The sequence below is a fragment of the Roseinatronobacter sp. S2 genome (assembly GCF_029581395.1).
Taxonomy (GTDB): domain Bacteria; phylum Pseudomonadota; class Alphaproteobacteria; order Rhodobacterales; family Rhodobacteraceae; genus Roseinatronobacter.
In genome coordinates this window covers 2,875,812-2,893,098 of the sequence record NZ_CP121113.1, presented here as the reverse complement: position 1 = coordinate 2,893,098, position 17,287 = coordinate 2,875,812, and the positions used below count along the sequence as shown (strand labels likewise).

Sequence of the window (17,287 nt, the reverse complement as noted above, 5' to 3'; positions counted from 1 at the left end):
TTGGGTTTATTCTTCAATCAGGGGGCGGGCCAGCAGGGCGTCGCGGGCCTCTGTCACGGTCAGGTAACCTTCGATCATGGCGGCAACCATGCGGGTGATGGGCATATCCATGCCGCGCGATTGCGCAAGGCGCGCGACGGCGCGCGCGGTCGCGGCCCCTTCGACAGTGGTTGTGGTGTCGAATTCCGCCCCTGACCCCAATGCAAACCCGTAGCGGAAATTGCGCGATTTGTCCGACCCGCAGGTCAGAATAAGATCACCCAAGCCAGACAGCCCTGCCAATGTGTCGGGCTGCGCCCCAAGCGACAGGGCAAGGCGCTGCATTTCCGCATATCCCCGCGCCATCAATGCCGCGCGCGCGGATTCGCCCATTTCCGCACCGATCACCATGCCTGCGGCAATGGCGATCACATTTTTCAGCGCGCCGCCCAGTTCCGCGCCCGTCACATCGGTGTTGCGATACAGCCGCAAGGCGTTTGTGGACAATTCCAGTTGCAGCGCCTTGCCCAATCCCGCGTCTTCGCAGGCCAGTGTCAGCGCGGTCGGCAGGCCGCGCGCAATGTCATGGGCAAAACTTGGGCCTGTCAGCAGGGCGGCGCGCGCATCGGGCAGGGTTTGGGTAATGACGCCGACAGGTCCCAGCAACAGATCCAGATCAATTCCTTTGGAACAGGCCACCAGAACGCGGTCCTTCAGGAATGTTTCATGGTCTTGCAAGAACCCGCGCATGGCCTGCATGGGCATGGCCAGCAACAGGGTTTGTGCGTCGATACTGGCCAGATCATGGGTGATCTGCACGCCGTCAGGTAGGGGAATGCCGGGCAGGCGGCGGGTGTTTTCGCGCAGGCGCGCCATGTCGCGCGCGTGGTTGGCATCGCGGGTCCATAGCGTGGCCCGACCCGCTGCATCCTGTCCCAGTGCACAGGCCAGTGCGGTGCCGAATGCACCCGCGCCCAAGATTGCAACGCTCATGCCTTTGCCCCTTTCTTGCCGGACCCCAGCATGGGGGCGGCGGTTTGGTCCAGCGGCCAGCGCGGGCGCGCGGCCAGCGTCATGTCGTCGCGTGCGCCCATGCGCAGCCGCTCCAGCCCCGCCCAAGCGATCATCGCGGCGTTATCGGTGCACAGCGCCAGTGGCGGCGCGATGAACTGCACCCTCATGTCCCGCGCCAGCCCTTCCAGCCCTGCGCGCAGCAGTGTATTGGCTGCAACCCCGCCTGCAACCGCAAAAACCGGCATCGCGGGGCGCAGCGTCATATATTCCGCCAGTGCACGGCGGGACTTGGACACCAGCACATCGGCCACCGCCTGCTGAAAGCCCGCGCACAGGTCGGCGCGGTCAGTGGCGCGCAAGCCCCCATGTTCGGCAATCAAAGTGTCACGGGTGCGCAGCACAGCGGTCTTCAGGCCCGAAAACGACATGTTGCAATCATCGCGGTCCATCAGCGGGCGGGGCAGGGCAAATCGTGCCGGATTGCCGCGTGCGGCATGCGCCTGCACGGACGGCCCGCCCGGTTGGGGCAGGGCCAGCAATTTGGCGGTTTTGTCAAATGCCTCTCCCGGGGCGTCGTCGATGGTGCCGCCAAGGCGGGTGAAGCGGTCGGGGGCATGTGCGATCAGGAACTGGCAATGCCCGCCAGATACCAGCAGCATAAGATAGGGAAATTCCACCCCGTCGGTCAGGCGCGGGGTCAGCGCGTGGCCTGCAAGGTGGTTCACGCCGATCATCGGCAGGCCGGTGGCGGCTGCCAGCCCCTTGGCCAGCATCACGCCCGACAGCACCCCGCCAATCAGCCCCGGCCCTGCGGTGACCGCGATGGCATCCACGCCCTCCAGTGTGACCGCCGCCTGTTCCAGCGCGGCCTCTACGGCCAGATCCAGTTTTTCGGCATGCGCGCGCGCGGCCAGTTCCGGCACCACACCGCCAAAGGCCGCATGCAGGTCTGTCTGGTCCAGAACGACATTGGACAGGATTTCTGCGCGCGCAGGCGGTGCATGGCGAATTACCGCTGCGGCGGTGTCGTCGCAACTGCTTTCAAGTCCCAGAACCGTCAAGGGCATGTCAGGGGTCATTGTCGCTCCGGTTGCCATGGGGCATGCTTTCCCGCTACCACTTGGTGCAGATGCGCACAATCCCGCAGCCAGTTTCAAGGACATATGTCGCGATGACTGCCACGCTTTTACTCACCCGGCCTGAACTGGCGGCGCAGGAATTTGCGCAAGCCGCAACCGGGGCGGGCTGGTGGGGGCCTGTGGTTGTCGCCCCGTTAATGCAGATCGGCCATTGCACGCCCGATATGTCGGCCGTGGCAGGGGCGGGCACGCTGGTGTTTACGTCCCGTCACGGGGTTGGGGCATGGCGGGCGCTGGGGGGCAGGTGTGACTTGCCGGTCTGGTGCGTGGGTCCACGCACGGCGCAGGCCGCAAAGGATGCGGGGTTTGCGCAAATCCGGCAGGCACCGGGGGGCGATGCCGTGTCGTTGCGCGCCGCAATTCTGGCGGCAGGGCCGGTGCCGCCGGTCTTGCATCTGCGCGGCGCGCATGCCGCAATGGCGCTGGCTGCGGGGCTGAACAAGGCGGGCGTGCCCGCACAAGAATTGGTGATCTATCATCAGCAGGCGTGCGCATTGTCAGCGCCCGCGCGCGCGCTTTTGTTGCGCCCTGTGACGGTGGTTGTCCCGCTGTTTTCGCCGCGGTCGGCGCATTTGTTTTCTGTGGAACTCGAGAAAATGCCCTATATTGTTGCCAAGCTGCGTGTAATCGCCATCTCGCGGGCCTGCGCGGCGGCTGTGGATGCCAGTAAATGCAGCAGTGTGTTGACCGTGACCCGCCCCGACGGCGATGCAATGCTGAATGCCGTGTTGCAGGTGCAGGCCGAACTTGAGGATAGTGAAAAGCCGCGATAAGGTGAGAATGGTAATTGCAGTTGCAGCATTGGCTGCGTGACAGGTGGGGGTTGGATTTTGGCGCGTAACACGACCAGCAAGGGAACGTCATCCCGGACACGGAAACCCAAGCCAGCCAGCGATGACCTAACGCCCCAAGCCACTGATGCCACCGCCGCCCCTGACCCGAAAGCCAAGGCCACGCCAGATGCTGGCGCGCAATCAAAGCCCGCGTCAGGTCGTGCCAAGCCGGACGGCGCCGCGCCTGCGAAACCCGATGACAGCGCCGCCCCCGCACAATCCAAACCCGTCGAGGGGGCATTGGCCGATGCCCCACCGCCCACCGATGGAGCCCCAGACGCGACCACGGACACATCGGAAACACAAGCGCTGCCGGAAAACGCCGCCGCGCCGGTGACAGATGACGCCGACACCAAAGTTCAGCCGGGGGGCACAGACGTGCAGCCCGATGATGCTGCGCCACCGCCCGCAGGACATGAAGCGCCCGTCGCTGCGACTGCGACGACACCCGATGCCGCCCCGGTCAGGCAGGCAGGTGCTGGCATCGGTTTCTTTCCGTTCCTTCTGGGGGGGATCGTTGCTGGCGCCATAGGGTATACCATGCATTTTTTTACGGCGGATCAAGGTGTTGATCAGGCCGAATTTGCCGCCCTTCAGGCCGATCTTGCCGCACTGCGTCAGGATATGCCAACCGCGCCGGACCTTGCGCCGCTGGAGGCGGAACTGGCGGATTTGCGCGAAGACATTGCCGCGCTGGACCGCCCCGATGTGGCAGCCGGTGATTTTTCGTCACTGGAAGGGCGCGTTGATGCGCTGACTGATACCCTGCGCGACGCGCAGAACCAGATGGAAGCGGATCTGGCACAAATGCAGGCCGAACTCGCCGATCTGCGCGATCTGGCGGAAAACCGTGTCGCCACTGCCGAAGACGCGGTCGATGCGGCGCTGGCGCGTTCGGGGCTGGACAGCCTGCGCGCGGCATTGCAAACAGGCCAGCCTTTTGCGGATGCGACAGACCGCATTGCACAGGCAGGTTTTGACGTCCCCGATGTGTTGCGGGATAACGCAGCAACCGGCATTGCAACACTGGAGCAGTTGCAAGACCGCTTCCCCGACGTTGCGCGCGCGGCCATCCGCGAAAGCCTTGGCGCAGCCCCCGTCGACAGCGCGGGGGAACGGGTGGTCAATTTCCTGCGCGCACAAACCGGCGCACGGTCTACAGTGGCGCGGCAGGGCGACGACCCTGATGCCATCATGTCGCGCGCCGCCGTTGCGGTGGACGCCGGTGATCTGGACGCGGCATTGTCGCTGCTGGACGAATTGCCCGATGCAGGCCGCGCGGCGGTGTCAGACTGGCACTCCGCCGCGACCGCGCGGGTGCAGGCTGTTGAGCAAACCGATGTATTGTCCCAGATGATTACGAAGGAATAAGGACGTAAAGATGTTTTGGACGCTTTTTAAAATCCTTGCCTTCGTGGCCGTGGTCATCGGCCTTGCTTTTGGGGCAGGGCAGTTGATGGACAGCGGACAGACCGTTGGCCTGCGTATTGTAGATATGGAATTTGAACTTGGTCCGGTTCAGGCCGTGATTGCCCTTGCCCTTCTTGTGCTGGCGGTGTGGCTGGGGCTGAAACTCGTGGGCCTTCTGGTGTCGGTGCTGCGCTTTATGAATGGCGATGAAACCGCCGTGCGCCGTTTCCTTGCCCATAACCGCGAAAAACGCGGGCTGGATGCGCTGCTGGCGGCCCTTCTGGCGCAGGCGTCGGGTGATGGCAAAACCGCCGTTGCGAAAGCGGAAAAAGCGCATGCGCTGCTGAACCGTCCCGTCATTACAAGCCTGCTTATTGCACAATCCGCAGAGCTGAAGGGAAACCGCGCCCTTGCCGAAGATCATTACAAACGCCTTCTGGGGGATACGCGCAGCCGGTTTGTCGGGGTTCAGGGGTTGATCCGCGCGAAACTGGACGAAGGCGACACCGAAAAGGCGCGCATGCTGGCACAAAAGGCGCTGGACATGCAGCCCGCCCATGAAGCCACCCAGAACACGCTGCTGAAGCTGCAAACCGATGCCGAAGACTGGCAAGGCGCGCGCAAGACGCTGCAAATCAAGAAATCCAGTGGCCACCTGCCGCGCGATGTTTACCGCAGGCGTGATGCCATTCTGGCCTTGCAAAATGCCGATGCACTGGCCGCGAGCGACAACATGGCGCGCGCCCGCGAAGCCGCGATCGAGGCCAACCGCCTGTCGCCCGACCTTATTCCCGCCGCTGTCGCGGGCGCCCGCGCCCTTGTGGCGCAGGGCAAGGGCAGCTATGCGGCCAAGGTCATCAAGAAAGCGTGGAAAGTGCAGCCGCATCCTGAACTCGCGTCGGCATTTGCCGCGATTGAAAAGGATGAAACACCGCTTCAGCGTGTGCAGCGCTTCCGCAAATTGCTGGCCCTGCATCCCGACCATGCGGAAACCCGCATGCTGAAAGCCGAATTGCTGATTGCCGCCGAAGATTTCCCCGCCGCGCGCCGCGCGCTGGGCGATCTGGTGACCACCGCGCCGACATTGCGCGCCCTGACCATCATGGCCGCGGTCGAACGTGGCGAAGGGGCGGATGATGCGGTGGTGCGCGGCTGGCTGGCGCGTGCGCTGACCGCCAATCGCGGGCCGCAATGGGTGTGCACCAAATGCCAGCATGTGCATGCAAGCTGGCAGGCCATTTGCGACAATTGCGGTGCATTCGATACGCTGGAATGGCGCGATGCGCCCGACAGCGCTGGCCCATCCGCCACCCAGACCGAACTGTTGCCGCTGATCGTGGGCAGCCTGCCGCGCCCGCCAGAAGACGGCGATTCTGTGGTCGCCGGCGAAGTTGTCATTGATGACGAAGGCGACGCGCCTGTTGATCATAAATCTGCCTGATACCGGACGAATACAGAACCTGCCATCGCCCGGGGTGCAATTGGGAAAATACCAGTCGGGTGGTTGTCGAACATGTTTTCAGCCGTATTTTTTGCCATGAATGCACAAATTTGGGGCTGGTCTGCATGAATATCCGGTGCTAAAGACTGCGCCACGGTGCCGCTGTAGCTCAGCTGGTAGAGCACGTCATTCGTAATGCGAGAATCCCGCCAACACTCGGGCGGGTTTCACCAAAAAACCCAAACAAAATCAGGCGCTTGCACAATTCTCGGTTGGGTTTAACCGGTGTTGGATCGTATCGTCAGTCTTGCAACAGCACGCTCATTGCAAGGACTGACAGATGCCCCAGATCAAGTTCACCGACACGGCAATTGCCAAGCTCAAGGCCGACAAGACGACCTGGTTTTCAGACCCTTCGGTCAAAGGCCTGCGCCTCTGCGTCACCCCTGGAGGGGTCAAGACCTGGTATGTGGTCAGGTGGGACGCGACGGCCCAAAAGACGCGCCAGGTCAAACTCGGCCCCTGGGCCGCGAAGGGCACCCACACCGTCTGGGCGAAGAACCAGATCGGCAAGATCGTCCTGGACATCACCGACGGACGCGCGCGCACGCGGTCAGAGCGCGCGGAGGAACGTGCAGGGGTGCCCACGTTGCGCGAGGCGTTCGAGCGCGATCTTACGACACGCACGACGCGCGGCGCGGCATACGGCGGGCCGATCCACAACAAGACGACCCAAGGCTACCGCGCGACGTTCGACAAGTACCTCAGCACCTGGGCTGACCTCAAGGTGGACGCGCTCGATCATGCGGCGGTGCAGAGGCTGCTCGACGACTTGGCCGACCGCGCACCGTTCGCTGCGCACAAGCTCAACCTGGTCGTCGGCTTCTCGCTGCGGCGCGCGGAGCGCATGATCAACGGGCGCCTCCCCTACCTGGTCCCCAAGCTTGACCGCAACCCGAAGATGCAGAAGCGCGCGATGGCCGAGGACGTCACCTGGAAAGAGCGCTGGGCGTGCATCGAGCAGGTCGAGAACGAGCACATCCGCCTCTGCTGGATGCTTCGCTGGCATACCGGGATGCGCGGCGCGATGCTGCGCGGCCTGACATGGTCAGACGTTGATCTCGATGCAGGCACGGTTGTCGTGAGGCATGGCCTCAAACACGCGGGAACGGATAAGCGAGTTATAGCGCTGTCTGACCGTGCATGGGCGATGGTCAGGCGGCTGTCAGAAATCAGGTTCGACGATAGCGACTGGGTTTTTCCGTCGCGTCGCATCGTGGGGCGCGAGCGCGGGCCGCTCGACGCCTTGGACCGGCTGATGATCCGAGAAGGCGTCCATCTGAACGAGGGCGACCTGCGCCACCTGTGGTCGGAGGCAACCCAGGACGTTGATACGCGCGAAATGGTGCTGCGCTGGCTCTGCGGGCAGCGGCTGACCGACGGGGACACACAGGCACTCGGGCACTACGGGAAGGTGCCTGTCGAACGTCAGCGCCGCGTTGCGAACGCGATTTCTCGGGTGATCGACATCCGGTGCGAAGCATCACCTAGTAATGTTGTTGAAATGGGATCGAAACGCGCCTAACTTTTGATCACAGCCTCCGCGCCTGGGGATAGTGACCCGACCAGGCGCGAGGCCGTAGACGCGAGAGCGGCGCGCATTGCGCGCGCCCATGGATCGGGATGCGTCACGGTCATCTGGCTTCACACCCTAGTGGAGCAATGACCAATGACTCTTGAGAAACTTGGCCAGGAAATGGCCGATCTGCGTTCCGTCGTGTTGCGCGCGAACGCCCCCGAAGTGATGACCCCAGGAGAGGCCGCCGAGTTCCTCGGCGTCACGACGGAAACCCTTTATCGCTGGCGCAAAGACGCCTGGGGCCCGAAGTACTCGCAGGTCAATGCGCGCATCGTGCGCTATCTGCGCGACGACCTGGTCGCGTTCCTGCGGGAGAAGCAGGGATGAACAACCTTCCGAAAACCGCAAGTGAGGCAAAGGCGCTCGGCATCGCGTCGTATTACACGGGGCGGATCAACTCCTGCGGACACGACGCGCCTCGCTGGGCCATCTCGAAGCGCTGCACCGTCTGTCAGCCCATGGATCGGTCGCCTGAGTACACGCGACGGATGCGCGCGGCGTTCGAGGCGGCTTATACCAAGACGCTGCACTCAGGCTACTTGCACGTCCCCTGGCAAGACCTCGAGGGCGACTGGTGGCTGATGCCTGTCCGCGATGGTCAGGGAGATGGGCTCGACGACGACCCGACGATTGAGCCGATATGTCTGGAGGGTGGGCGTGGCAACTCCTGAGCAGCGTCGCGCCTGGAACGAGCAGGCAGAGAAAGAAAGGCGTGCGGCCCGCATGGCCGCAGCCAAGAAGTGCGGGCACGAGGAATGGGCGAAGCTTCCTGAGACACGGCGCATGGCGCGCATGATGAAGCGGGACCAGTACTTCACGGGGCGCAAGTGCCCGCAGTGTTCCAGGTACTCACCGCGTGAGACGGTGACGGACAGGTGCCTGTCATGCAAGGACGGCTTTGTGCGGAGGCACAAGCCCGAGACACTGACCGTCGCGCATCGCTTCGCGCGCATGGCCGATCTGATCGAGAGCACGGGGCGTCTGCATCGCATGGGTCTCAACAAGGTCATCCGCAAGACGGATGTTGTCGTCGATCCTGCGGGGGCGCGGGCGGCTTGCGAGGAAGCGGGGCGGCGATCAGAGAGGACGGGTCGTCTGCATGTCGTCGTCCATCAGCGGGGGCGCTGGGTTGTTCGGGAGCGGCGTGAGAACGCTACCTAAGTTTCTTCTTGCGAGGGTCGTGGTCGGTTGCTAATGTCGCGGTATTCCCAGACATCGGTAGATCGACCACGCCCTCAGGAGGAGACCCTGGGGCCCCTTGGGTTGGTGCTGCATAGCGCGCGAGAGATGAAGAATTTGGACGGCTTCATTCGGCAGCGAACCCACATCATTTGCAGCACTGGTCCTGGTTCTTGTTTCTTTTCATCGGGTTACAGGAAGTCGGTCAGATGGCCCAGATGGCTGGTGTTCTGACAGGGTGCGCGCAACCCTATGATCTAATAGGCATTTTATAGAGCTCTACGCGCGTGCGCGCGATAGACGGATTCTGGGTCCTGCGTCGTCGTGATCCTGGGCGACCCTGCCGCCCCCGCTGTCTCTGCAAGATACGTCAACATTGCTGACATACTTTCCCGGCGCATCATGCGCAATGATCGGGGGAAGCTGGTCAACCACTTGCGAACAAAGCACAATCCTGGTCGGAATCCTTGCAAACCGCGTCGGATTGCAAGCGAGACAGGGGTCACACGAGGTCCTGCGACTCATTCGCAACTACCCCTCGCGCCCGAGGTCCTGCGCCGCGCTCCTGACAACGCGCCCTCGCTGTCCCACGCAATCGCGCAAGCGCCGCAGAGAGCTAGGCGCTCGCTGGGCAAGTCTCATCGCTGGGACTCGACATACCCGCCAGCCCGCTACGCGCCTCTCTGACGCGCTTTCACGCCACCCGATGTTCCGGTTGTCGTCCCCGCGTCGCCGCGTGCATGATCGAGCAAGCACACGAAGCGAGCAACTTGAACATGAGCACCAACTACGTCCGGCGCGTCGTGCGCCCTGTTCCGAAGTTTCGCATAGGAACACCCATTTCAGCAAAGGAAGCCGTCGCACGCGGTCAAACCACATGCGTGTCAAACTTCCCCTGTAGTCGAGGACACTGGGTCCCGCGCGGTATCGCCGCTAGTGGACCCAAAAATTGCCCCGCGTGCACTCTCGAGTTAAGTCGCGAGAAAGCAGACGCTAGCTTCAGTAGGACGCACACCGGCAACGGCTTCAGAGCCGCCACGCATCTGGCGTTTCCTTCAATGGGCTGGGCCGAGAGGGCCATAGAAAGCGCACAGAATCGAACGCAGGGCAAGGTCACGATTACTCCCGAGTGGGTGGTCAGCGCGTATGAAGCAACTGGGCACTCCTGTCCGTGTTGCTACTCGACAATGAAGATTGGCGGAGATCGTCCGCCCAACCTCGATCATCTTTTCGGTCTCAACTGCGACCTGACGCCGGACACCGCGCGGGTCATCTGCAAACGCTGCAACACGTTGAAAAGCAACTGCACAGATCCTGAGGTCTTCGGGAAGATAGCCGACTTCTATGCGCGGCCCCTTCGCGCAATCTTGGAAGACGCTCGCGCGAACGAGAAGCGCCACCCAATGCCTAATTGGATCGACGGGCTAGGAGAAGGCTATTACGGCTGCGACCCCCGCCGCTTTCTCATGCACAGACGGTTCGGAGCCGCAAAAGCTGCAAAGGTCCACGAAGTAGACACCTTCGTTCCTGCGGATATCGCGTGGCCGGATCGCTGCCCGATCTTGGGCTTGAAGTTCGACTACTCATTCAAAGAAAACCATGACGCAACTCCTTCCCCTGACCGGATCGACTCCCGCCGAGGTTACGTTCGCGACAACGTGCTAGTTGTCTCATGGTTAGCAAACCGCCTCAAACGGAACGCGACGCCGTGGGAACTCGAACTCGTCGCTGAGTGGATGGCGGCGGAATACGCTACCTCACTTTCCGACCGCCACCTGATTATGCCGGTCGGAAGCCCTCCCGTGCCCTGATACGCATATCATGCGCGCTGGGCACCGACGGCCTCGGGGGCGCGCCTTCCTCCTCAAGACCCCGAGGCCGTCAACACCCAGGAGGCAAACCTTGACTCGAATCCACCACCGCACCTACCAGCGCCGCCGCGCTCAGTACGACCGCATCCGGCACGCCCTCGACGGCCAGGACGCGATGCGCGCGAACGCGTCGCTCTACCTGCGCCGACCGAAGGGCCTGACCACCGACGAGTGGCTCCAGTACCTGAAAGGCGCGCACTTCTTCCCCGTCGCCGACACGACACTCCGCACCATGCTCGGCCTCGCCTTCCGCAAGGACCCGAAGTTCAAGGTCCCGCCCCGGCTCGAACCGATGCTCCAGAATGCCTCGTTCGACGGGCGCTCGATGGAAGTTCTGTCTACGGACATCCTGCGCGAGATTCTGTCCGTTGGGCGCTGCGCCGCCGTCCTCGACTTCCCCGTGACAGGCACGACGCCCACGAGCACGCCGCACCTGTCCTACTTCAACGCGGAGTCGATCCTGGATTGGAGCATGGGGCTCGTCAACGGGGTTCGCCGACTGACCTACCTGCGCTTGCATGAAGACAACGAGGACCTGGAAGACACCGGCTACGAACAACACCTGGTCATGACACTGGAACCGGCCCTGACCATCCGTCGGTACCACGTCGCAATCGGGCGCGACGGGGACGCGCAAGAATCCCAGGTGGACGAGGAGATCATCCCGACCGTCCGTGGCGGGCCCCTGTTCTACATCCCGGCTGTGATCTTCGGGCCCTACAACCTGGAGCCTGACACAGAGAAACCGCCCATGCTCGACCTCGTGGACGTCAACGTCGCGCATTGGGAGAACAGCGCGAACCTCGAGCACGCCCTCTGGCTGTCCGCGATGCCGACTCCCGTGATCACGGGTTCCCTCAACGAGGACCAGAGGCCGCAAGCCATCGGGCCCGCGTCGCTCTGGATGCTGCCCGAAGGTACGACGGCGTTCTTCCTGTCCGCCCCGTCGGACGCCCACGAGAGCCTGCGTCGTGCGATGCAGGACAAAGAGTCGCGCATGAACTCCCTGGGCGCGACCATGATCCTGTCTGGCGTCCGTCGCAGCGAGGCGGCGGAAACCGCCTCGCTGCGCATGGCAAACGACACGGCCACCCTGCAATCGTCGATCAACACGATGGAGGCCGGTGTCCGGACGCTTCTGACCTGGGCCGCGGATTGGGTCCAGCCTGGCGAGGTCATCGTCGAGTTCAACAAGGACCTGGTTTCCACGACCATCACGCCCCAGCTTGTCACGGCACTCCTGGCCGCTGTCAACGCGGGCGCAATGTCGCGGGAGTCCTTCATCGAGAAGCTGCGCAAGGGCGAGGTGATCGACCGCCCAGTCGAGGAAGAAATGGCCCTGATCGAGGAGGAAGGCGGCGAGATGGGCGTCGTCCAGCAGTTGTTCCAAAACGCGACGAGGTAGACGATGGCAAGACCCGGAACAGACCCGACCTGTTTCCGACCCGAGATCACGAGCAAAGAAGTGGGCCTCCTCGTCGCCGTGTTGCAGCGCGCAATCGACGATCTGGGCGACCCAGACGACGTGGTCGCGTTCGAGGCGCACGAGTTCTTCTTGCAGCCTCGGGGGCCGTGGGCGCAGTCCCGCCGTGATCTCCTGGACGCTCTGGGGCTCGACGAGGAAGCCGTACTCACCCGACTGAGGCCGCGGTTCCGCAATCCTGCCCCGGAGCGCCCGTTTAAACGCGACGAGGCGAGCGGGTCCTCTTGGCTCGCTATCCTGGACGCGATGCCCCATGACGACGTGACAACGTCCATGCAACTCGCGCGCCACCTCAAGCTGTCGTCTTGCGTGGTCAACGCCCGACTGCACCACCTGAAAGACAAGGGCCTCGTCCGTCGCGTGCGACGGGGCGAGTGGTGTCGCGCAGGTGTCGATCTTCTCGGGCCGCCACCCGCCCCAAAGCCAAAGAAACCGCCCGCCCCACCGTCCGCAGAAAAGCGGCTCCTGGACGCGTTGCATGCCGACGCGCTCACCGTCCGGGAGCTCGTCTTCGCCCTAGATGGGGACGTCGGCCAGGACCGAATCCTGAACCTCCTGCGGTCGCTCGAAGCGCGGCGTATGATCGAACGCGACGACACGAGGTGGAGGCTTAAAGTACCTCAATCCAGCGTTGCGGCGTGACGCGGCAGGCGTCCATGATCACGTCGCGGGGTTAGGCCTTTGCTCCTTTGTGTGATGGAAAACGCAACCAAGGGCGGGCCTGAAAGGGCCCGCTCTTTTCTGTCACGATGGAGACACGCATGACCACCGAGAACGACAACGACAAGCAAGCAGCCGCCCTGATCGCTGCCCTGGGCCCGAAAGTGGCCGAGGCCATCCTGCCTGCCCTTCAAAAACAGGTCGAAGAGCAGATTGGCGGCGTCCTCAAGAAGAACGACGAGTTGCTGGACAAGCTGGCGAAGACCCGCGAACTCGACGCCCTCGACCGCCTGGTCGCGGCAGCAGACAGCCAGCAGCGCGCCCGGCTCGACAAGGACGGGACCTTCCAGCCCAAGTCGGGCGGGCCGACGTCTGTCCGCTTGAAGAAATCCGACGCGCGCGACGTGCAGTCGTATCGGGCGGCGAAAGCTGAGGCCGAGCGCCTGGGCATCCCCCTCGAAATCATCGCTGACTGATGGCCCCGAACACCCCAGCCGGGAAGACGGTCATCGACCAGCTTCCGAAGGCCCGCCGCGACAAGTTGGTCGCGGCGGTCGTCCTCGGCCGGATGACAATGACCGGGGTCGCGCGGGAGTTGAAGATTTCCGAGACAACGGTCGGTCGCTACATGTCGCGGGTCACGGAAGAAGAACGCCTGGAAATCCTGGCGAAGCACTACCACGAGGCCAAAGTCAAAGCCGCGATCCAGAACGCCGAGGTCGTCAACGAACTCGGTGACGACGTGCAGCAGGACGTGAAATGGCTGCTGCGCGAACTCAAGACCCTACTGTCCGACGCGAAGGGCGACGAAGACCGGGTCTTGCAACTCGGGACCCTCAAGGAACTGCGGCAATCGCTCCTGGCGCTGGCTGACCTCCAAGGCAAGCTGTCGCGCAAGGTGGAGGTGCACTTCGCCTTGCACGAGAGCCCCGCCTTCCTGGAACTGCGTCGCGTCATGATCGAGGTGCTCGACCGCCACCCCGAGGCGAAAGCCGACTTCCTGGAGCGCATGGGGCACCTCAAGGTGATCGAACCGAGGAGCCTTGCGCGGTGAGCTTCTCCCCCGACGTTCGCGACTTTCTGAGCGGCATCACGGTCGCACTGGACCCTGTCCAGCGGTTTCGGTCGGTCATCGGGGAACCTGACCCGTGGCAAGAGCGCCTGCTGCGCACAGACCCTATCCAGAACGAGACGGACAAGCTCGTCCTGACCCTCGTCGGGCGGCAGTCGGGAAAGAGCACGACCTGCGGCTGCCTAGCCTATGATGATTTCTCAAAGGGCAAGACGGTCGTTCTGACCGCGCCGTCACTGCGCCAATCGACGGAGCTTTTCCGTCGCATCCTTGCCTTCAAGCACGCGGACCCGTTCTGTCCGCCCATCGTGCGCCAGACACAGACCGAACTGGAAGCACACCCGCGACATGGGGGCAGAATCGTCGTGGTCCCGGCTACGGATCAGGCGCGGGGTATGACGGCGGACACGATCCTCGGGGACGAGGCATGTTTCATCACCCCTGACGAGGCCCTGCTTGCATTCTTTCCGATGCGCAAGAGCACGGGGCGCATCCTGCTCCTGTCCACCCCGAACGGGACGCGAACAGGCTACTTCTATGAGACCTGGGAATCCCAGGCCGACGTGCGACGGATCAAGGCCGTCTCGATGGAAACGAACAGGCCCGAACGGCTGGAACAGATCGAGTTCGACCGCCGCACCATGCCTGACATGAAATTCCGCCGCGAGCACCTGTGCGAGTGGGTCGGTTCGGGCGAGTCGCTTCTGTCCTGGAAAGTCCTGGAGCAGAGCATGAACAACACGGAGGAAGCGCTGTGTCTGTGATTCCAGGCGAACTTGTTGAACTCGACGGCGGGCGACTCGTCCTGCCTACCAACGCAGACCCCGCAGGCGCTGGGCACCAGAAGATCGGGTTCAGGCGGCTCGCCGTCGGCCTCGACGTTGGGGGCCGTGGGGATGACCCGTCGGCGCTCGTGATCATCCGGGCGGAGTCGAGGCCCTACATGACGGGTCGCGGGTGGCAGCAGGCCCTGACGCCGCCTGACTACGTCGTCGTCTACAGCGAGACGGCGCGGCTGGACGAGGCCACCGACGTGGTCGAATGGGTCGGCCAGAAGCTGCAAAAGCTCAAGAACTGGCACCTTACCTTTGACGCGACGGGCCTCGGCGCGCCCCTGACCTCCATGTTCCATGCGGCCAAGATACCGGCCCTGTCCGTGTCGATCACTGCGGGCGCGACGTTCAGCAGGAAGGGGAACCTCGCGCGCGTCAGCAAGCAGGTCCTGTTCGAGAACGCAGCCGTCTGCCTCCAGAACGGAACACTGCGCATCGCAGGCGGTCTGCCCGAACGTGAAAAGCAGGCCCTTATGTCGGAAATCCAGTCGGTCGAGTACGCAGAAACGTCGGCGGGCAACCTGACCCTCAAGGCTGGGGGGCGTGGGCATCACGCAGACAGGTTCTCGGCGCTCACCCTGGCCCTGATCGGCGAGACGCACTTCCAGCCCGCGCGGTTCGAGACCGCCCAGCTTGCGGGATATTGGGGGTAAGAACCGCAGATCGCTGGTAAGCGTTCAGCGGTTCCACGCATGACAACACGAGCCGACGCCAAGAGCCCCAAGAGAGCTGCGCGAGCGCTGGGGGAGCACCTGGTCGCGCCTTCCATGATGGGGCAGCGCACGACACCCCAGCGAGCGACGCGCTGCTGCGATGCGGACCTCGTGCGTTTAAACGCTGAGCGGTAACAGATACTTAGCCCTTGACTCGCGGTGATTCCCTGGGGTAGAAGGTGCTCATGAAACAGCACCCGGCCATCCTTTCTCTCCTCCTAGCCGCCGCGCAATGGCGCGCGGTCGGCAACAAAGGAGAACTACCATGGGAAGACTGGTCATCGAACAGGACGCGGTCGACGTTCTGACTGACATCTGCAACGGCGCCACCTATTACCTCGACGAGACCCCGGAAGGCAACTGGGAGTTCTGTAACGGCTCGGATGTGACGGACGCGACTGGGTGGGGCTGGGCGGAGCTGAACAAACCTGAGGACCTGCGAATGGTCAACAGCGTCCTTTCCGCTCTTATCGACTTCTACCGCAAAGCGCAGATCAGGTCCTGAAACGACATGAGGCGGCCCCGAGGGCCGCCTCGCTACGTTGTCCAAATTCTCGGTCGCGTCAGGACCTGACCCGCTGCCACGGCATGAGCAGCAGAGGCCGGGGCCGCTTCTGACCGACCCCGACACGCAACACGCGCACGAAGCCATAGACGCCTGCGTCACGCGCGGCAGCGATGATCTGCGCATGATCGGGGTGGGTGTCGAACGTCAAGGGCGCGTCGAGGCCCTGGACAGTCACGGCCCAGTGTAACCGAGGGCTCGCGTCGATTGCGTCGATCCTGCTTTGCGCAATGCGCGCGGCGAAGTGGAAGTCGGATTTCAGGAAAAGGTTGTCTGAGTCGTCAAGCATCGCGTGGTTCTCCGTTGATGGGGTCTGGAATCGAAAGGGCCCGGCAAGTGCCGGGCCCTGTCTTCGGGTCGTCGTGGGTGGCTACATCACCAGCCGAGCGCGTCTTTCGCCGCGCCTGGCAGGTAGCCAATTTGCCCACCCTCACCGAGGTAGACGAAGAGGCGAGGCTCGCCGTAGGTCGTCGTGGGGTGCGGGGGTTCATGGTCGTCCGCGTCAAGGTCAACGAGGACCGCCTCAGAAAGACGGTACTCGAACGGCCAGGACGGTTGCTGCGCGATGCGCACCTCGGGGTCGTGTCCGTCGCAGTCGTTCGCGAGGTCCTGGAGGGTGGCGATCAATTCGGAAAGGGTCATGGTAGGTACTCCGTTGGTGGGGGTTCAGCGACAAGCCGCGACAAGCGCATCCGTGCGCGACACGTCGGGAGTCGCGACCGGGATGGTTTTCAGGTTCTTGGGGAAGATGAGGTAGTAGAGGCCGTCCGCGCGACGCTCGACGCCGAACCCGGTCATCTTCACGTCGTACTGGAAGGCTGACTGCACGACGCCTTTCTGCCAGCCCGTCGCAGTCATCAGGTCGTCCAAGCTCGCGCCCTTCTCGAGTGCGGCGAGCAGGATGTGCTTCTTGGAACCTGCGCGGACGGCTTTCGGGTCGCCCGACGGCTTGCAGAAGACGTGCGGGCCCAGGGCGCGCGGCTTGCGGGCGGCTTTCGGCTTGCGGGCGGCGTCGAGTTGGGCTTGGAGGTCCGCGAGCGACGCCTTCTTGATCTGCGATGCGGTGAGGACGATCCCGAGGGTGGCGAGTTCGGCAGCGATCTGGGTCTTCGTCATGGTCGTTTCTCCTGTTCGGGGTGCGCTCAGAGGTTGATGGCTTCGCGACGTTCGCGCGCGGCCTGATCAAACTGGCGGTAGTCGGCGTGCAGCAGGTCAAAGGCGCCTTGCGGCTTGACGAGGAAAGCAGCGCAGACGCCCGAGCCGTTGTGGACGTAGAACCGACGCCCGTGGTTCTCGGCATCCTCGGCCAGCGCTTGGGCGCGCGATTGCAAGGTGACGCCCGAAGCGGTTGCAGCGACGCCGTGGTCGTAGGCGCGGTGAATGGTGTAGGTGGTCGTCATGTCGTGTCACTCCGTTGCTAGGTGGCAACGATGTGTTGCCATGTCGCAACACTTGC

General features: G+C 63.4%; 21 protein-coding genes. 15 read left to right on the top strand and 6 right to left on the bottom strand.

Going from position 1 to position 17,287, the window contains the following annotated elements:
- Positions 1-6: 6 nt before the first annotated feature.
- The gene (locus P8S53_RS13890) at positions 7-972 is read right to left on the bottom strand and encodes an NAD(P)H-dependent glycerol-3-phosphate dehydrogenase (protein WP_277804564.1); all 966 of its coding nucleotides are present in this window, start codon (positions 970-972) and stop codon (positions 7-9) included.
- On the bottom strand, positions 969-2,072 hold the full coding sequence (gene tsaD / locus P8S53_RS13885; RefSeq protein ID WP_277804563.1) for a tRNA (adenosine(37)-N6)-threonylcarbamoyltransferase complex transferase subunit TsaD: 1,104 nt from the start codon (positions 2,070-2,072) through the stop codon (positions 969-971). The genes P8S53_RS13890 and tsaD overlap by 4 nt, the downstream gene beginning before the upstream one ends.
- 92 nt (positions 2,073-2,164) lie before the next feature.
- Here tsaD and P8S53_RS13880 point away from each other — a divergent pair, with 92 nt between their 5' ends.
- The 15 genes from P8S53_RS13880 to P8S53_RS13810 all read left to right on the top strand — a co-directional run bounded on the left by P8S53_RS13880 (position 2,165) and on the right by P8S53_RS13810 (position 15,771).
- Positions 2,165-2,905 (top strand): uroporphyrinogen-III synthase, encoded by a 741-nt coding sequence (locus P8S53_RS13880; protein ID WP_277804562.1) that lies wholly within the window; start codon positions 2,165-2,167, stop codon positions 2,903-2,905.
- 57 nt (positions 2,906-2,962) lie between these two features.
- On the top strand, positions 2,963-4,336 hold the full coding sequence (locus tag P8S53_RS13875) for a hypothetical protein (RefSeq protein ID WP_277804561.1): 1,374 nt from the start codon (positions 2,963-2,965) through the stop codon (positions 4,334-4,336).
- 10 nt (positions 4,337-4,346) lie between these two features.
- Complete coding sequence (locus tag P8S53_RS13870) at positions 4,347-5,816, top strand: heme biosynthesis protein HemY (RefSeq protein ID WP_277804560.1); 1,470 nt, start codon at positions 4,347-4,349, stop codon at positions 5,814-5,816.
- A 340-nt stretch (positions 5,817-6,156) separates the two neighbouring features.
- The gene (locus P8S53_RS13865) at positions 6,157-7,401 is read left to right on the top strand and encodes a tyrosine-type recombinase/integrase (protein ID WP_277804559.1); all 1,245 of its coding nucleotides are present in this window, start codon (positions 6,157-6,159) and stop codon (positions 7,399-7,401) included.
- A 144-nt stretch (positions 7,402-7,545) separates the two neighbouring features.
- Positions 7,546-7,782, top strand: a complete 237-nt coding sequence (locus P8S53_RS13860) for an AlpA family transcriptional regulator (protein WP_277804558.1) — start codon at positions 7,546-7,548, stop codon at positions 7,780-7,782.
- Complete coding sequence (locus P8S53_RS13855; protein WP_277804557.1) at positions 7,779-8,126, top strand: hypothetical protein; 348 nt, start codon at positions 7,779-7,781, stop codon at positions 8,124-8,126. Before P8S53_RS13860 ends, P8S53_RS13855 begins: the two co-directional genes overlap by 4 nt.
- Complete coding sequence (locus P8S53_RS13850) at positions 8,113-8,616, top strand: hypothetical protein (RefSeq protein WP_277804556.1); 504 nt, start codon at positions 8,113-8,115, stop codon at positions 8,614-8,616. The genes P8S53_RS13855 and P8S53_RS13850 overlap by 14 nt, the downstream gene beginning before the upstream one ends.
- A 1,205-nt stretch (positions 8,617-9,821) precedes the next feature.
- Complete coding sequence (locus P8S53_RS13845) at positions 9,822-10,445, top strand: hypothetical protein (RefSeq protein ID WP_277804555.1); 624 nt, start codon at positions 9,822-9,824, stop codon at positions 10,443-10,445.
- 91 nt (positions 10,446-10,536) lie between these two features.
- Entirely contained in the window at positions 10,537-11,910 is a 1,374-nt protein-coding gene (locus P8S53_RS13840; RefSeq protein ID WP_277804554.1) for a DUF4055 domain-containing protein, read from the top strand.
- A gap of 3 nt (positions 11,911-11,913) precedes the next feature.
- Entirely contained in the window at positions 11,914-12,630 is a 717-nt protein-coding gene (locus P8S53_RS13835; protein WP_277804553.1) for a helix-turn-helix domain-containing protein, read from the top strand.
- Between the two features lie 119 nt (positions 12,631-12,749).
- Positions 12,750-13,124 carry a hypothetical protein gene (locus tag P8S53_RS13830; protein WP_277804552.1) on the top strand — a complete coding sequence of 125 codons (375 nt, stop codon included), beginning with the start codon at positions 12,750-12,752 and terminating at the stop codon, positions 13,122-13,124.
- Positions 13,124-13,702 carry a hypothetical protein gene (locus P8S53_RS13825; RefSeq protein ID WP_277804551.1) on the top strand — a complete coding sequence of 193 codons (579 nt, stop codon included), beginning with the start codon at positions 13,124-13,126 and terminating at the stop codon, positions 13,700-13,702. The genes P8S53_RS13830 and P8S53_RS13825 overlap by 1 nt, the downstream gene beginning before the upstream one ends.
- Entirely contained in the window at positions 13,699-14,484 is a 786-nt protein-coding gene (locus P8S53_RS13820; protein ID WP_277804550.1) for a terminase large subunit domain-containing protein, read from the top strand. The genes P8S53_RS13825 and P8S53_RS13820 overlap by 4 nt, the downstream gene beginning before the upstream one ends.
- The gene (locus P8S53_RS13815) at positions 14,475-15,206 is read left to right on the top strand and encodes a hypothetical protein (RefSeq protein ID WP_277804549.1); all 732 of its coding nucleotides are present in this window, start codon (positions 14,475-14,477) and stop codon (positions 15,204-15,206) included. Before P8S53_RS13820 ends, P8S53_RS13815 begins: the two co-directional genes overlap by 10 nt.
- Before the next feature lie 325 nt (positions 15,207-15,531).
- Positions 15,532-15,771, top strand: a complete 240-nt coding sequence (locus P8S53_RS13810) for a hypothetical protein (RefSeq protein ID WP_277804548.1) — start codon at positions 15,532-15,534, stop codon at positions 15,769-15,771.
- A gap of 58 nt (positions 15,772-15,829) precedes the next feature.
- On the opposite strand, the gene P8S53_RS13805 is transcribed toward P8S53_RS13810, so the two are convergent.
- The 4 genes from P8S53_RS13805 to P8S53_RS13790 form a co-directional block, all read right to left on the bottom strand.
- Positions 15,830-16,120 carry a hypothetical protein gene (locus tag P8S53_RS13805; RefSeq protein ID WP_277804547.1) on the bottom strand — a complete coding sequence of 97 codons (291 nt, stop codon included), beginning with the start codon at positions 16,118-16,120 and terminating at the stop codon, positions 15,830-15,832.
- Positions 16,121-16,206: 86 nt separating this feature from the next.
- Positions 16,207-16,473, bottom strand: a complete 267-nt coding sequence (locus tag P8S53_RS13800; RefSeq protein ID WP_277804546.1) for a hypothetical protein — start codon at positions 16,471-16,473, stop codon at positions 16,207-16,209.
- 24 nt (positions 16,474-16,497) lie between these two features.
- Positions 16,498-16,947 (bottom strand): hypothetical protein, encoded by a 450-nt coding sequence (locus tag P8S53_RS13795; RefSeq protein WP_277804545.1) that lies wholly within the window; start codon positions 16,945-16,947, stop codon positions 16,498-16,500.
- Between the two features lie 26 nt (positions 16,948-16,973).
- A complete protein-coding gene (locus tag P8S53_RS13790; protein WP_277804544.1) occupies positions 16,974-17,231 on the bottom strand; it encodes a hypothetical protein in 258 nt (85 codons plus the stop codon).
- Positions 17,232-17,287: the final 56 nt, after the last annotated feature.

Coding starts and splice junctions, on each gene's coding strand:
- P8S53_RS13800 (WP_277804546.1), bottom strand. CDS start 16,473: ATGACCCTTTCCGAATTGATCGCCACCCTCCAGGACCTCGCGAACGAC.
- tsaD (WP_277804563.1), bottom strand. CDS start 2,072: ATGACCCCTGACATGCCCTTGACGGTTCTGGGACTTGAAAGCAGTTGC.
- P8S53_RS13880 (WP_277804562.1), top strand. CDS start 2,165: ATGACTGCCACGCTTTTACTCACCCGGCCTGAACTGGCGGCGCAGGAA.
- P8S53_RS13860 (WP_277804558.1), top strand. CDS start 7,546: ATGACTCTTGAGAAACTTGGCCAGGAAATGGCCGATCTGCGTTCCGTC.
- P8S53_RS13855 (WP_277804557.1), top strand. CDS start 7,779: ATGAACAACCTTCCGAAAACCGCAAGTGAGGCAAAGGCGCTCGGCATC.
- P8S53_RS13830 (WP_277804552.1), top strand. CDS start 12,750: ATGACCACCGAGAACGACAACGACAAGCAAGCAGCCGCCCTGATCGCT.
- P8S53_RS13825 (WP_277804551.1), top strand. CDS start 13,124: ATGGCCCCGAACACCCCAGCCGGGAAGACGGTCATCGACCAGCTTCCG.
- P8S53_RS13810 (WP_277804548.1), top strand. CDS start 15,532: ATGGGAAGACTGGTCATCGAACAGGACGCGGTCGACGTTCTGACTGAC.
- P8S53_RS13805 (WP_277804547.1), bottom strand. CDS start 16,120: ATGCTTGACGACTCAGACAACCTTTTCCTGAAATCCGACTTCCACTTC.
- P8S53_RS13835 (WP_277804553.1), top strand. CDS start 11,914: ATGGCAAGACCCGGAACAGACCCGACCTGTTTCCGACCCGAGATCACG.
- P8S53_RS13790 (WP_277804544.1), bottom strand. CDS start 17,231: ATGACGACCACCTACACCATTCACCGCGCCTACGACCACGGCGTCGCT.
- P8S53_RS13845 (WP_277804555.1), top strand. CDS start 9,822: ATGAAGATTGGCGGAGATCGTCCGCCCAACCTCGATCATCTTTTCGGT.
- P8S53_RS13870 (WP_277804560.1), top strand. CDS start 4,347: ATGTTTTGGACGCTTTTTAAAATCCTTGCCTTCGTGGCCGTGGTCATC.
- P8S53_RS13865 (WP_277804559.1), top strand. CDS start 6,157: ATGCCCCAGATCAAGTTCACCGACACGGCAATTGCCAAGCTCAAGGCC.
- P8S53_RS13795 (WP_277804545.1), bottom strand. CDS start 16,947: ATGACGAAGACCCAGATCGCTGCCGAACTCGCCACCCTCGGGATCGTC.
- P8S53_RS13890 (WP_277804564.1), bottom strand. CDS start 972: ATGAGCGTTGCAATCTTGGGCGCGGGTGCATTCGGCACCGCACTGGCC.